Source organism: Caniella muris (assembly GCF_943193035.1).
GTDB lineage: Bacteria > Actinomycetota > Coriobacteriia > Coriobacteriales > Atopobiaceae > Granulimonas > Granulimonas faecalis.
The window spans coordinates 251,164-264,492 of sequence record NZ_CALPCK010000002.1; the positions used below are offsets into that span (position 1 = coordinate 251,164).

General features: G+C 70.1%; 16 protein-coding genes and 2 tRNA genes. 15 read left to right on the forward strand and 3 right to left on the reverse strand.

The genetic code is table 11. The annotated features are described in order from the left end of the window. The first annotated feature begins 76 nt into the window (after nucleotides 1-76). The 6 genes from NFR49_RS08165 to NFR49_RS08190 all read left to right on the forward strand — a co-directional run bounded on the left by NFR49_RS08165 (nucleotide 77) and on the right by NFR49_RS08190 (nucleotide 4,809). Complete coding sequence (locus NFR49_RS08165) at nucleotides 77-1,114, forward strand: septum formation initiator family protein (protein ID WP_251159150.1); 1,038 nt, start codon at nucleotides 77-79, stop codon at nucleotides 1,112-1,114. Next, entirely contained in the window at nucleotides 1,107-2,117 is a 1,011-nt protein-coding gene (locus tag NFR49_RS08170) for a Ppx/GppA phosphatase family protein (protein ID WP_251159151.1), read from the forward strand. Before NFR49_RS08165 ends, NFR49_RS08170 begins: the two co-directional genes overlap by 8 nt. A 22-nt stretch (nucleotides 2,118-2,139) precedes the next feature. After that, nucleotides 2,140-2,224, forward strand: a tRNA-Leu gene (locus NFR49_RS08175). Nucleotides 2,225-2,309: 85 nt separating this feature from the next. After that, on the forward strand, nucleotides 2,310-2,591 hold the full coding sequence (locus tag NFR49_RS08180) for a PTS sugar transporter subunit IIB (RefSeq protein WP_251159152.1): 282 nt from the start codon (nucleotides 2,310-2,312) through the stop codon (nucleotides 2,589-2,591). Nucleotides 2,592-2,646: 55 nt separating this feature from the next. Beyond that, the gene (locus NFR49_RS08185) at nucleotides 2,647-3,132 is read left to right on the forward strand and encodes a hypothetical protein (protein WP_251159153.1); all 486 of its coding nucleotides are present in this window, start codon (nucleotides 2,647-2,649) and stop codon (nucleotides 3,130-3,132) included. 306 nt (nucleotides 3,133-3,438) lie between these two features. Next, nucleotides 3,439-4,809, forward strand: a complete 1,371-nt coding sequence (locus NFR49_RS08190; protein ID WP_251159154.1) for a tyrosine-type recombinase/integrase — start codon at nucleotides 3,439-3,441, stop codon at nucleotides 4,807-4,809. Nucleotides 4,810-5,412: 603 nt separating this feature from the next. Here NFR49_RS08190 and NFR49_RS08195 read toward each other — a convergent pair. Continuing rightward, a complete protein-coding gene (locus NFR49_RS08195; RefSeq protein ID WP_251159155.1) occupies nucleotides 5,413-5,661 on the reverse strand; it encodes a helix-turn-helix transcriptional regulator in 249 nt (82 codons plus the stop codon). Between the two features lie 164 nt (nucleotides 5,662-5,825). Here NFR49_RS08195 and NFR49_RS08200 point away from each other — a divergent pair, with 164 nt between their 5' ends. From NFR49_RS08200 to NFR49_RS08235, 8 genes are all read left to right on the forward strand, one after another. Next, nucleotides 5,826-6,170, forward strand: a complete 345-nt coding sequence (locus NFR49_RS08200; protein ID WP_251159156.1) for a hypothetical protein — start codon at nucleotides 5,826-5,828, stop codon at nucleotides 6,168-6,170. Nucleotides 6,171-6,184: 14 nt separating this feature from the next. After that, a complete protein-coding gene (locus NFR49_RS08205) occupies nucleotides 6,185-6,385 on the forward strand; it encodes a hypothetical protein (RefSeq protein WP_251159157.1) in 201 nt (66 codons plus the stop codon). A 251-nt stretch (nucleotides 6,386-6,636) separates the two neighbouring features. Further along, on the forward strand, nucleotides 6,637-7,533 hold the full coding sequence (locus tag NFR49_RS08210) for a hypothetical protein (RefSeq protein WP_251159158.1): 897 nt from the start codon (nucleotides 6,637-6,639) through the stop codon (nucleotides 7,531-7,533). 282 nt (nucleotides 7,534-7,815) lie between these two features. Next, nucleotides 7,816-8,037 carry a helix-turn-helix domain-containing protein gene (locus NFR49_RS08215; RefSeq protein ID WP_251159159.1) on the forward strand — a complete coding sequence of 74 codons (222 nt, stop codon included), beginning with the start codon at nucleotides 7,816-7,818 and terminating at the stop codon, nucleotides 8,035-8,037. After that, nucleotides 8,034-8,318 carry a hypothetical protein gene (locus NFR49_RS08220; protein WP_251159160.1) on the forward strand — a complete coding sequence of 95 codons (285 nt, stop codon included), beginning with the start codon at nucleotides 8,034-8,036 and terminating at the stop codon, nucleotides 8,316-8,318. The genes NFR49_RS08215 and NFR49_RS08220 overlap by 4 nt, the downstream gene beginning before the upstream one ends. Before the next feature lie 9 nt (nucleotides 8,319-8,327). Further along, nucleotides 8,328-8,744, forward strand: a complete 417-nt coding sequence (locus tag NFR49_RS08225) for a replication protein (RefSeq protein ID WP_251159161.1) — start codon at nucleotides 8,328-8,330, stop codon at nucleotides 8,742-8,744. Between the two features lie 209 nt (nucleotides 8,745-8,953). Then, complete coding sequence (locus NFR49_RS08230; RefSeq protein WP_251159162.1) at nucleotides 8,954-10,987, forward strand: DnaB-like helicase C-terminal domain-containing protein; 2,034 nt, start codon at nucleotides 8,954-8,956, stop codon at nucleotides 10,985-10,987. Nucleotides 10,988-11,000: 13 nt separating this feature from the next. After that, entirely contained in the window at nucleotides 11,001-11,375 is a 375-nt protein-coding gene (locus NFR49_RS08235) for a hypothetical protein (RefSeq protein WP_251159163.1), read from the forward strand. Between the two features lie 103 nt (nucleotides 11,376-11,478). On the opposite strand, the gene NFR49_RS08240 is transcribed toward NFR49_RS08235, so the two are convergent. Next, complete coding sequence (locus NFR49_RS08240; RefSeq protein ID WP_251159164.1) at nucleotides 11,479-11,760, reverse strand: hypothetical protein; 282 nt, start codon at nucleotides 11,758-11,760, stop codon at nucleotides 11,479-11,481. A 481-nt stretch (nucleotides 11,761-12,241) separates the two neighbouring features. Between NFR49_RS08240 and NFR49_RS08245 the strand changes: the two genes are divergently transcribed. After that, the gene (locus tag NFR49_RS08245; protein ID WP_251159165.1) at nucleotides 12,242-12,484 is read left to right on the forward strand and encodes a hypothetical protein; all 243 of its coding nucleotides are present in this window, start codon (nucleotides 12,242-12,244) and stop codon (nucleotides 12,482-12,484) included. Nucleotides 12,485-13,218: 734 nt separating this feature from the next. On the opposite strand, the gene NFR49_RS08250 is transcribed toward NFR49_RS08245, so the two are convergent. Next, nucleotides 13,219-13,294: transfer RNA gene (locus NFR49_RS08250), tRNA-Glu, on the reverse strand. Nucleotides 13,295-13,329: the final 35 nt, after the last annotated feature.

Sequence of the window (13,329 nt, forward strand, 5' to 3'; positions counted from 1 at the left end):
GGGCAACGCGTGTATGATGGCTCTCCTGAGGGCGCGTCCCTCAGGAGAGCACCCCAAACGCAGCAGATGAGGAACCATGTCCCAGCGCGACGACAAAACCATCGCCTTCAGGCCGCGGGTGCGCCGCGAGGCCTCCACGGAGGCGGTCGACGAGCCCGTCTACGAGGTCGACGACGTCGCCGTGGGCCCGGACGGCTCCGTGAGCCCCAGGCCCTCCGGCGGCGAGCTGGCGTCGCCCTCCACCAGGGCCCGGTCGCACCGCCGCGCCCGTGCCACCTCCGATGCCGGCGAGCCCACGCCGCTCCGCCCGCACCCCGCTCGCACCGCCCCCTCCGCGGCGTCCACGGGTGACCTCCACCGTGCCCGCGACGTCGCCCGCGCCCAGGCGGCCGACGGCCGCGGCGACCGCTCCCGCCGCCGCGGGGGCGCCGGGGCCGGGCAGCGCGCCCGGGGGGCCGCGGACGCCAAGGCCAAGACCGCCAAGGCCGCGGACGCCAAGACCGCCAAGGCGGCAGGGACCCCCAAGGCGTCCAAGGGCGTGTCCGCCGCGGCCAAGGCCGGCGCGGCCGTCGCCGGGGGAGCACGCTCCGCGGCGCAGCGCCTGACGTCGGCCGTGACGTCGGCCCGGCGCGGCGGCGACTCCCCGTCCCGGGCCCGCCGCGGCCGCACCTCCCCCCAGGACGGTGCCGAGGGACAGTCGGTCAAGCGGCGCCTCCCGCGCCCGTCCCGCCGCGCCCTCGCCGTGCTCGCGGTGGCGGTGGTCGCCGTCGTGGCGCTCTACGGGCCGGTGCGGGACCTCTACATGGCCAAGCGCAACAACCAGATCCTCCAGGACGTGCTCACCGAGATAAACGCCGAGAACGAGGCCGTGGAGAAGCGTGCCCGCGACCTCACCACCGAGCAGGGCATCGAGGACGAGGCCCGGCTCCACGGCTACGTGAAGGAGGGCGAGGAGGCCGCCACGGTCTCCGGCCTGCCCGGCGAGCAGGGGGGCGAGGCTGTGCCCATCCCCGACGACGTCCGGGCCGCCGTGCTCGCCCGGGAGGACCCCTGGTACATCCAGGCCCTCGACCGACTCTTCTTCTACCAGAAGGGAGACCAAAACCATGAGTGAGACCCGCCGCGTGGGCGTCATAGACATCGGGACCGTCACCGCCCGCGTGGGCATGGCCGACATCCGGGACCACGTGGTCCTCTCCATCGTGCGCGAGAGCCGCATCTGCAACCTCGGCGAGGGGGTGGACGCCACAGGGCTCATCTCCCCCGGCGCCATCGACCGCGTGCTCGAGGCCGTCGACGAGTTCATCGCCTTCCTGCGCGACCACCGCTGCGGTGCCGTGGGGTGCTTCCTCACCTCCGCGGCCCGGGACGCCCGCAACACCGACGAGCTCCTGGACGCCCTGCGCGCCCGCGGCCTTGCGCCCGACGTGCTCACGGGCACGGTGGAGGGGGCCCTGGCGTTCCGCGGGGTCGCCCAGGCCTTCGACTGCCACAGCATGGCCGTGGCCGACATCGGCGGGGGCTCCACGGAGCTCACCTGTGGCGGCCGCACCGACGACGGGCTCGTGGTGGACTGGACCCACTCCTTCGACCTGGGGGCGCGTCGCCTGACCGAGCGGTTCCTCTCGCGCAACGACCCGCCCTCCCGCGACGACCTGGTGGCCTGCTGCTGCGAGACCCGCATGGCCTTCGAGGCCCAGATGCCTTGGATGGAGGGGGCCCTGGCCCATCCCGACATCCTCATCGCCACCGGCGGCACCGTGACGTCCCTGTCCGCCATGAGGCTGGGCCTGGAGACCTATGACAGCGCGGTGGTCCAGGGCTCTACCCTCACCGTGGAGGAGGTGGACGACCTGGGCGCCCGTCTCGCCGCCATGACCGAGTCCCAGAGGGCCCGCATCCCGGGCCTCCAGCCCAACCGTGCGCCTGTGATCCTGGGTGGCACGCTCCTGGTGGGCGAGCTCATGAGGGCCAGCGGCTTCAGGGAGCTCACGGTGAGCGACTTCGACGGCCTCGCCGGGGCCTGCATGGCCGTGGAGAGGTCCCTCGACGGGACCCCCGGCCCCGTGGGCTTCCTGCCCGCCACCGTGGGCCTCGCCGACCTCGTGGAGCCATAAAGGATTAGGATGGTTCGAGGACGGGGGCGTGGCGGAACGGTAGACGCAGGGGTCTTAAAAACCTCGGCCTTCACGGCGTGTGGGTTCGAGTCCCACCGCCCCTACCACCTCGGTGCCGCGACGGCGGCGCCGCAGGGACGAGAACCTCTCGGCAGCCCCCAGGGGCGCCTTGGATATGAAAGCTGAACGCCCATGAAGCGCATCCTCCTGGCCTGCGGGTCCGGGTTCGCCACCTCCACCGCCGTCCGCACCCGTCTGGAGCGGTTCCTCGACTCCCACGGTTACGAGGGCGCCTACACCATCCGGCAGTGCAAGATCGCCGAGGCGCCGCGCCTCTCGGCCGGGTTCGACTTCCTCGTGGCCACCATGATGGCGCCGCAGCACCTGGAGTGCCCCTACGTCAACGGGGTCCCGTTCCTCCTGGGTGAGAACATGGCCGCCTCCGAGCGAGCCGTCCTCGCCCTGATGGGGTAGTAATCCCCTGACAGGTACGTCGTCCCGCCGGGGCGCTCGATCGAGGAGGCTCGTGATGAAGGTAGGCAAGCTGGTCGCGGCAGGAATGCTCACCCTGGCCCTGGCGGGCTGCGGCGGGGCGCCGGCCGCACAGCCGGCGGACGACGCGGCCGCCTCCTCCACCGAGGACGCCACGGCCACGGAGCCCGCGACCTTCGGCCACGACCAGTACGGCAACGTGGGGGAGGGCACGGCCTACTTCTCCTGCGACGAGGGCACCACAGAGGACGGCGGCATCCCGCACATGGCCGTCAACCCGCAGAAGCTCCACGCCCAGGTGTCCGTGGTCACCGAGGGCATCCCGGTCGACAGGACCACCTACGTGTTCGTGGATGGCGAGCAGGTGCTGGCCGAGCCCATGGAGAACGGCGCCCACGCCCTGGACCTCGCCGACGGCCAGCTCTCCGACGGCGAGCACTCCGTCGAGGTGGTGCAGTTCTCCGACAACAAGACCTCCGGCACCGTGACCTTCTACCGCGTGGGCCGCTACTTCGTGGGCTAGGGCGCCCGGGGCCGCGCCACGAGGCTGCGCCACGACATAGATCAAAAAACAAGGCCGGAGGGGTTCACGCCCTCCGGCCTGCTGTTTTCCTATGGTGCCCCCAACGGGACTCGAACCCGTGTTCCCGCCTTGAAAGTCTGACCCCCATACGTGCGCCCCCGCGCGTTCGGGCTGGTAGAGGACCGTTTACGTGGTATTTTGCACACGTTGCGATTAGGGCGTTGGTTTGCGAAACTGGCCCCATATGGCAATCCATATGGCAAAAACGGGTCCGTTGCCATATGGCCGCACGTCATCGGAGGCACCATGCGCGAGTATCAGGCGAACCATCCGGGCACGGTGAGGAAGCGGCTCAACGCGGGCGTCTGGCAGGCCGTCGTCTGGTACAGGGATACCACGACCGCCCCCGACGGCGCGACGGAGGTAGGCCCTTGGAGGCAGAGGACGAAGCTCCTCGACGTGAGGTGCTACCCGGACAAGGACGGGAGGCGGAACAACCGCGGCAAGAAGGCGGCGGAGGCGGCGATGCTCAAGTGGCGCGCCGAGCTGGAGGCCGCCGAGCCCGCGAGGGCCAAGGCCGAGGAGCTGGAGGCCGCGGGGGAGCTGACGGGCCGCTCGACGGTGGCCGAGCACGTGTGCCGCCACATCGACACGCTGGAGGCCGTGGGGGCGGTGGAGCCCTCGACGGCGGCGACCTACCGCCGGTGCGCCGAGCTCATAGGCCGCGGCGCCAACCCCAGGCGGCACGACCCCACGCCGGGACTGGGGGGCGTCGCCCTGGCGGACCTCGCGCCCTCGACCGTGCAGGCGTGGGTGAACGGGCTCGCGGGCGCCTACCGGCCCATAAACGTGAACAAGGCCGTCACCCTCCTGCGGGCCGTCTGCTCCTCCGCCGTCCGCGGCGGCGTCATCGACCACGACCCCACCGACGGCGTTAGGGTGCCCAAGGCCCCCCGGGAGGAGCCCAACGCCCTGCCGCCCGGGGAGCTGGCCCGGCTCATGGAGGACCTGGACGCGCCACGCCCCCGGGAGCGCCCCCAGACGGTGATGGGCATGAGGCTGGCCGTCCACACGGGGATGCGGCGCGGGGAGATATGCGGCCTCAGGTGGCGCGACGTGGACCTGGACGGTGGCACCCTCGCGGTGCGCGAGGCCGTGGGCATCGACGGTGCCGACGGCTCCACCTACCTCAAGGCCCCCAAGACCGACGGCAGCCGACGCGACATCCCCCTCACGCCCGAGCTGGCTGGCTGGCTGGCGTCGTGGCGCGCCGAGGTGGGGGCCAAGTGCCGCGCGGCCGGGGAGCGGTTCAGGCCCGAGCTGTTCGTGTGCGGCGACGTGGACGGCTCCTACCAGGACCCGAAGAAGCTGGGGAGGGCGTTCCGGCGCCGGGCCGACCGTCTGGGGCTCGTGGGCACCCAGGGGAGGCGGCCGACGTTCCACGACCTCAGGCACACGTTCGCGACCGTGGCCATAGCCAAGGGAGCCGACATCAAGAGCATCAGCAGCATCATGGGCCACGCGTCCGCGGCCATGACGCTCGACATCTACGCGAGCCCCGACGCCGACGCGAAGCGGCTGGCCATGGACCGCGTTGGGGCGGCGCTGGCGGGCCGTGGGGCGGCCGTGGACGCCGTTCCTGACCCGGGGACCGGGGGAGGCCGTTACGGGGTCTGAGGAGGGCTGAGAGGGGCCGAGAGAGGTGGAGCCCCAGACCCCAATACTGTTGGGTCGCCATGAGGGGCGAACGGGCCGTTACCCCCTAGGGGGTCCATAGCGTGTACACCCTCAGGGGATGGGCGGCGAACGCCTACCCCCGCCGAGGGGTTCCATCACCTCAGGTGACAGTATCCACGGACAAGGCGGCGAAAGGGTGTGCGTCGAACGCAGCCCCTTGCGGGGGTCGCGGGCCGCTGCCCCGCCGAGGCGCGCGACGGGCCCCACCCCCCCCCTACGACGCGGCGGCGGGGGTCCACGCCGAACGGGGACCCTGGAGGGCGAGGGTACTCGCTGAACGAGTGCCCCGATGGGGTCGTGAAACGCTACCCCCCAAGGACCTCCGCCCAGTGGAGGCCCTGACGGGGCGGCAGATTACCACCCCCTCCAAGGTGCCGAGGGATACCCGGTCGCGGGGTACCCTCGAGGGGGGTGGAGCCTCTGAGACGCCCGTGGCGGCCGTCTGGCGGGCGTTCAGACGGATGGGATAGGGAGTGCCGGGGACGCCGAGAACGGCGCCTGACGGGCGTCGTGGCGCCGCTGAGGAGGGTTCCACCCCCCCGGTTACTGCACGACGGACCCCTCCTCGCGCGGCGGCTCGACGGACAGGACCTCGCGCCCGGCGTCATCGAGCACGGCGACGCGGTAGCCGCAGGCGTCCGCCACGCGGGCCACGGTGGAGAGCGAGGGGTCGCGTTTGGGGTCCTCGACCACACCGGCCCAAGACCTGGCACGGCCTACCCGTTTGGATAGCTCGACCTGCGTTAGACCTGCGGCCTGCCTCGTAGCCTTAATGACATCCCCGACCTGCAAGGCAACCTCCTCCCGTCACGGCGGCTAGGAGCCTATTGTCGCCCGGGACTTAACGGACATTGTGAACAGATGATGAACGGTACTAACGAACGTTGTGATTCACTACGAACGTTAGGTTTAATGGAGGTCGTTAGCGAACAACACGAGCGGAAAGGTTCACCGCCATGACGGACAACGACCGCACCACGGAGGGGCGCGCGCTCGCGGACGCGCTGGAGCGCATCGAGGAGGACGCCCGCGCAATGGAGGGGGCCGGGTACCTGGCGGCCCTCGTGGCCGAGGACGCGGGCGGCGACGGCCCCGACGCCGAGGGTATGGGCATCGTCGCCGAGACGCTGTACCGGCAGGCCATGGACGCCCGGGACACGGTGGCGCGCATACGCCGCGGGGTCGACGCCGGTCTGAACGGCCGCGGCGCCGGGCTGGAGGACGCCACCCGCAGGATGGCGCGGGCCGTGGCGGCGTGCAGGGACACGGCCGAGGGCGCCCCGGCGCTCACGCGGGCCTAGAGGAGGGTGGAGCCATGAACAGGAACGCCAACGCCGACCCGGTGACGGACCTCGCGCAGGCGCTGCACGAGGCGGGCGAGGAGCTGAGGCGGCTGGGGGCCGACGCGGCGGCGGACCGCTGCACGGCCGTGCTGGCCCGGTGGACGTTGGATGCCGCGGGGGGGGTGGAGCCCCGTGCGGCCCCGTCGAGGACCCGCGGCCGCTGGACCTCATAGACGCCCTGGGGGCGGCCGCCCACCGGCTGGACGGCGCGGCCGGTCTGGCGGAGTGCATGGCCGCCGCCCCGTTCGTGCCCGACACCGACGCGCTGGAGGCGCTGGCGGAGACGGCCCGGCACGGCGCCGAGGAGGCGCGGGCGGTGCTGGATAGGTGGGACCCGTCGTGAGGGGCGGCAGGCCCGCGGTGCCGGTAGAATCGGAAACGTTCGCAAGTCGCCGCAGGGTTCGCAAGATGGGGAGGTGCCGCCGTGGGCTATCTGGAGTTCGAGCTAATCCGGTTGTTCCACGACATCAAACCCACGAGCGGCGGCAGGGCGGACCGATGGAGGGGGCGCCGCGCGCCCGTGGTGGTCAAGCTCATGACTGCGTATTTCGCTGGCCGCGAACGCCCCTATTCATCGGCGACGGAGGGTGCCGCAGGCCGTCTCACAAGGCTACCCGACGGCATGAGCTGGGAATCCGTCTCACGGCGCCTGGACGGCATCGTCACCGGGAAGACCCTGCGCAACTGGACGAAGGACCCCGGGCGCCTGACCGAGGAGCGGGCGGAGTGGCTTACCTGCGTTCTGGCGGGAATCGCCTGCGATGCCGACGGGCTGGGACCTGAGGCGCTTTACACGCCCCCCGCCCCCGAGGAGGCACCCGCCACGTGGCGCCTGTACCGCGCCGTGCTGGAGTCTGGGGGCGTCGTCGAAAAAGGCCGGGGGTTCATGACGTGGTGGCCGAGGCCCGGCCGCACCGACCCCGACCCGCTCCACGACGCGGACGTGAGGGCAGCCGTCCACGCCGCGGCCGCATGGACAACGGAGGAGCAGGCGGACGTCCTGCGGGAAACCATCGCCGACGCGGTGCGATACCTGGACGTCCACGCCGTGGAGGCGTTGAGGCCAATCGTTGCTGACTACCTCGCATCGCACCCGCGCAGGTTCGGGGGCGAGGGGGAATCGGAGGGCGTGACGTTCGACTCGAACGAGAACCCTTGGCTCTCTTCAGAGGACGCAGACAACGCGAGCTATCTGGCCGCTAGGCTTGCGGCGTGGCCGTCCCCTCCCAAGACAGTTTCCAAATGGGCCGACCCGGGTCCCATCGACCACGTCCCCGCCCGGTGGTGGGACGAAGGGGAGCAAGACGGGGACGAGGAGTAGGGGGGTCCTGCGAATCCCCGGAAAAAGTTCCATGGAAAACGGAGTGCCATGCAGTGCCCCGTGGTTTCCGCGGCTGTTGGAGATACCCCCTCGTTCGGTTCGGACCGTGGAAAACCGACCGGCGTATAGGGCAGACCTGTTTCCACGATGCAATGATTATCTAACTACCAGATACAATTTATTATTTGCATTTACCACAATCTATCAGGCATAACGTAACCACGGCGCCGTTAGGGCGCATCAGACACCACGCCGCTAAGGTGCGGCGGGAAAGGACCCACCATGTGCAATCTGATTACCAACCGGGCGGAGGCCATGGACCCGGCGAACCGCGGCAGGGGGCTGTTCATGAACCCCGAGGCCGCGGGCGAGCTCATGGGCATCAGCGTGCCAAGCGTGCGCCGCATGTGCGGCGACGGCCGCATCAGGGCCGTGAAGGTCGGGAAGCAGTGGCGCATCAGCCGCGACTACCTCATGGGCCTCATGGGCCTGGAGGAGTCGTGACGGGGGCCGAGCGGGCCGCCGCCATCTGCTCCAAGGCCGCCGAGCTGGAGCGCCTGACGGCCGAGCTGGGGGAGGTGGAACCCACCGTTGCCGAGGCGATGCGGCCGTGGGTCGACATCGTGGCCTATTGCAGCCGCCGGATACAGCGCGAAGGGGCCCCGGACGTGTTGCAGCACACCGGGACCCGGTACGGGCACGCGGGGACGCACACCCACCACGACCATATCCGCCGGGCGGCCGCGGCGTCAATCGCCGGGGGTTCCACCTCCCCCCGATGCTAGGGGCGGCCCATGGGCATGAGGCACGCCGGGCCGCATTCACCCTTTTACACGCCATGGCTGGAGGAGTGGCAGGCCGCCAACATGCCCGGCCTGCAATGGTCCGTTATGGCGGCGGTATGCGACTCGACCCGGATGCAGGTTCTGGAGGACGGGCGCGCCTACGGGTGGTTCTCCCGCGACGCGCTGGCGGAGATGTGCAACGTCAAGCCCGCGAGCGTGGGCGCCGCCGTGAAGGCGCTGAGGCGGCGCGGTTTCCTCAAGGAGAAGACGAAGGCCCACAGGGGCCATTGCGCCGAGTACTGGATTATGCCGGGGCACCCGTGGCCGCGTGCCGGGAAGGGCGGCACGAAGAGGGCCCAAGGCCGAGGGGCGCCCGGTACGGAGAGCCCCGCGCTCAAGGCGGCACTGACCGGCCGGACCGAATAAAGGGTGCATCACCCATACACCCATTAGCCGAAAGGGTGCATCACCCATACACCCATTAGCCGAAAGGGTGCATCAGCCATACCCCAAAGGGTGCATCACCCATGCACCCCGTTAATAAGATAAGAAGGGTCCGGGACCGCCTGAGGGCGGCCCCGTCCCCCTAACCCCGTCTCCGCCGAGGCGGTGCGCGGGAGTCTGGAGCAACCGACATGAACGAAGGAACGAGGACAGGCGGGACGGTGCCGCCCGAGCGGATACCGGACGCCGCCCGGTACCTGTTGGATTACATCGACCCCGACGCCCTGGGGGGCTATTCCGAGTGGCAGCCCGTGCTCCACGCCATAGCCGGGTGCGGACTCAGCAAGGAGGAGGCTGATGCGTGGTGCATGCGGGGCCGCGCCTACGTGCCCGGGGAGGTCTCCAAGCGCTGGAGAGGATACGAGAACGACCCCGGCGACCCCGACGGTTCGCTGGGGACCCTGTTCAACCGGGCCAAGCTAGACCCGGCATATGTGCCCTACGGCCGCGGCGACGGAACCGGCAGGCCGAGCGAGAGAACCCACGAGAGAGAGGTGGAGCCCATGGGCAGCAAGGCCCACCGCCGCGCCGCGGCGTTCCCCATCGTCCGCCCCCGCGCCGCCGCCGACCTCCCCGCGCCTCCGGACCTCGACCCCGCGGGGCAGGCCCGCGCCTACCTCAGCGCCGTGTTCCGCGACGGCGACAGGGTGATGGTCACTACGGAAGGGGCGGAGGAGGAGCCCGGCCGCTGGCGCCCCGTCGCCCCGCGCCCCGACCTCACGGGGAGCGCGCCGAGGAGCGGCGCCGCGACGCTGGCCGAGCAGCTGGACCGTGCCGGGGGGTACGCGGCCGCCGGTACCGCGTGCGGCGGGTACGTGGTCGTGAACCCCCTCGACGGGGGCGTGGACCTCGACGGCGACGGCAGGCCCAACACCGGATGCGACCGCACTCATGCGGCAGCCTATCGCAACGTGCTCGTGGAGTGCGACCCCGACGGCGCCGGGTGGGAGGCCATGGACGAAGGGGCCAAGAGGGCCGAGCTGGAGCGGCAGGCCCGGGCACTGCTGGCCATGAACCTCCCCATAGCGGCCATGACCTACAGCGGCGGCAAATCCGTCCACGCCGTGGTGAGGGTGGACGCCAAGAACGCGGAGGAGTACGCGGAGCGCGTGGGGTTCCTGTACGGGACCCTCAGGGCGAACGGGTTCGCCACGTTGGACGAGAACTGCACCAACGAGACCCGCTGGACCCGCCTGGCCGGTGCGACCCGCGGCGGGACCCTGCAGGCCCTCATGGGCACGAACATGGGCGCGTCCGACTGGGGGGAGTGGCGCCGCTGGCTGGAGGCCAACCGGGACCGGTGGGCCGAGCTGACCGAGGCGTGGGCGACGCCGTGGGGGGAGGTGGAGCGCGAGTACCTGGAACCACCGGTGCCCGTACCCACCCAAATCGTTTCCCTAGACGCATGCCTGGGGGGCGGGCTGCGGCCCGGGCCCCACATCCTCATGGGGCAGCCCGGAAGCGGGAAAAGCGCCCTGGCCCTGCAGGTGGCGGCAAACGTTGCCCTCACGGGCGGCAGGGTCCTGTACGTGTCAATCGAAATGACGGCATCCCAATGCGCGGCGCGTGCCTGCTCCTACCTGTTCGCCGCCGGCGCCGTAGACGTGCCCGAGGTCCGTTGGGGAGAGTGGGAGACCATGGGCGCCGCCGGCGACCCCCGCGGCCTCAAGGCCCTGGCGAGGATGCGCGAACTCATGCCCGGGTTCGCCGTGGCCGACGGGGCGGGCGTCTCAGACCTCGACGCCGTGAGGGCGATTATCCGGGACGCCGGGGAGGCGGGGGCGTCGCTCGTGGTCGTGGACTACCTGCAGCGCGTGGTGCCGCGGGGTCCGGCCCCCAACGCCTATGAGCGCCTGCAGACCGTGGTCCACGGCATCACGGCCGCGGCCAAGGCGGCCCGCATGCCCGTCATCCTCGTGTCATCCATGAACCGCGAGAGCATGCGCGCCGGGAAGGCCGCGATAACCGGCGCCGCCGGCTGCGGAGACATCGAGTACGACGCCATCACGGTGATGCAGCTCATGAGGCCCAAGGACCGGGCCGGTGAGCGCGAGCTGTTCATACCTAAGAACCGTTGTGGCGAGAGCGACGGCGAGCAGCCGGCGGTTACGTTCGGGTTCGACGGGGCGCACAACCGGTTCGCGGACCCCATGGAGACGGAGTAGGGGGGTGGAGCCCGTGAGGGAGGGTTCGCCGACGGCCCGGCGGCTGGAGCGCGCCCGCAGGGCGGCCGTGGACCTCAGGCGCATGGAGCGGGCCGCCGCCAAGGCACCGGGCGACGGGTTCGCCGACGCGAGCGCCGAGGCCCGGGAGAGGTGCGGGGCCGAGGTGGCCGACGCCGACCGGGCGATATGGGGCGCCGAGGGCGCCGTGGGACCGGCGGCGGCGTCGATACTCAGGCTGCGGTACCTGGACGCCCTCACGTGGCGGCAGGTGGCCGCGGCCGTGGGCATGTCGCCGTCGCGGTGCCGCACCCGCGCCGACGCCGCCATGGACCTCATGGACGCCCTGGGTCCGGGCCGCGTCAAGGACGGCGACGGCGACGCGACATGAGAAAGCCCCCGTCGGCCATGGTGCCGGCGGGGGCGTTGCTGTTTCTGGCGGCGGTGCGTCCGCTCCCGGCCACCCCTGTGCGAGGCCGACGGGGTGGGCGCACCTATCGGGGCGCGTTGAACGTTGAGTAGAGGAACCCGAAAGGAACGCGGCCCTTGAACCCGTAGGTGCCCCGGCACCCGTGGACCTCGCGGTCGAACGGCTTACGCCCGTCATGGGGGTTGCCGTGCCGGTCGCACTCGACAGCACGGACGCCGGTGGGGGTGACCTCGGTGACGACCGCGTATTCGGTGCCGTTGGTGGGGTGGCCGTCGTCATCCAGGCCGGTGTAGTAACGGCGACCGAGGATGTCGCCGGGCTTGAGGTCGTGGGTCTTCTTGGTCATGGTGGGTGCCTCCTTGTGGGCGTTGGGTTTGGTCTGTGGCCTTAGCGGTTTCGGACGATTGCGAGGAGCGCCCGCCCGACGTGGGCGGCGAGCATCCCGGCGATGAAGTAGGCGAGTTCCATCTCTTGCCCTTTCCGAAGTGATAGAGTGGTGTCCAAACCAGCGGGGGAGTGGAACCCCCGCCGGATTGGTGCTAAGGGACGTTCCTACTTCCGCAAGTGGCGTCCCTTTTTGCTGTCCCGACGTTCCCTCAGGTAGTCGAGGAGCAAGCCGCTGAGCACCTCAATCGCGACTCCCACGGCGAGGGTCGCGAGCAGGCTCATCCAGTCCATAGGCCATCACCCCCTTTCGTCCGTCGCCTTTCGACGGCTTCATAATCACACACCCATAGTTTAGCGTCAACAATAGGTGAGCATGAACACAATCCCTACACACCTTTTGGTTAGCATTATGGGAGACTGATGGGAACGAAAGGAGAAACATGCAGGCAGACGATGTTGTTCGCGCCCTTGCTGATAGGTACAGCGGAAGCGTTCGCGAACTGTCCGCAGACATGGGACGTTCGCCCAACTATCTGCACACCTCGATATACAAGCGTTCGGACCCGAGGGTCGGGACCGTCGCGGAGATAGGGGACTTCGTAGGGGTTGACGTTTGCCTCGTGGACCGCGCCACCGGGGAAACCATAGCGACCATAGACCCGCCGATACGCGAGGAGGACTAGCGCGACGCACCACATCGGCGCCCATGCCACGACGGCACGGGCGCCCTCCTTGTGACGATATGCCGGTGCCGCTCCTCGCCGCACCCGGACCCGCATCGCCCCGTGCCCATTCGGCACGGGGCTTTTTTCATGCCGCGCATCGGGGCCACGCCACGGGTCTCCCAAGGAGCGGCCGCCGGGAGGGCCGGAGAAACCCCAGCTCCCAGGCTTGGGCGGCGCGTCTCCTCGGCTTGTGCGGCCGGTACGCGCCGGGCCGCCTCGCCGCTCGAAGGAGGGGGGAGAAAAACAGCAGGTAGACGGATTGTCTCGTTTCGGAACTGTTCGGATATTGTGACAAAGACGAAACCGATACCCCCCGGGTGCCCGATAACGTTTTTCATTTTTTCAACGACCGGAGGCCAAGGCCCCAGAATCCGGGTCGAGGTTCTTTTCTTTTTTCGCGCAATCGCTTGCGTACGAAAGCACTGCCCGACGGATGGGTTAAGCGCCGCTGACCTCACGACGGCCGCGCGCCTGCCGAGGGCTCCACCTCCCCCCCCGTCGCGCAGCCGTAGGTCTGCACGGGGCCATACCCCCTCCCCCCGGGGGCGGGCCGCCCCGGCGCGGCATTGTGCCTATTTACACACGGGGCCCGAACGTGCTCCATATGGCAAAACCATATGGCAAAGAGCCGGGACTATATCAGACAAGCGATTAGCTGAGAGAAAATGCAGGCATCTGCCTGCGAAAATGTATGGTGCCCCCAACGGGACTCGAACCCGTGTTCCCGCCTTGAAAGGGCGGTGTCCTCGGCCACTAGACGATGGGGACGTCGACGCGCGATTGCCAAGTATAGCAGCATCGCC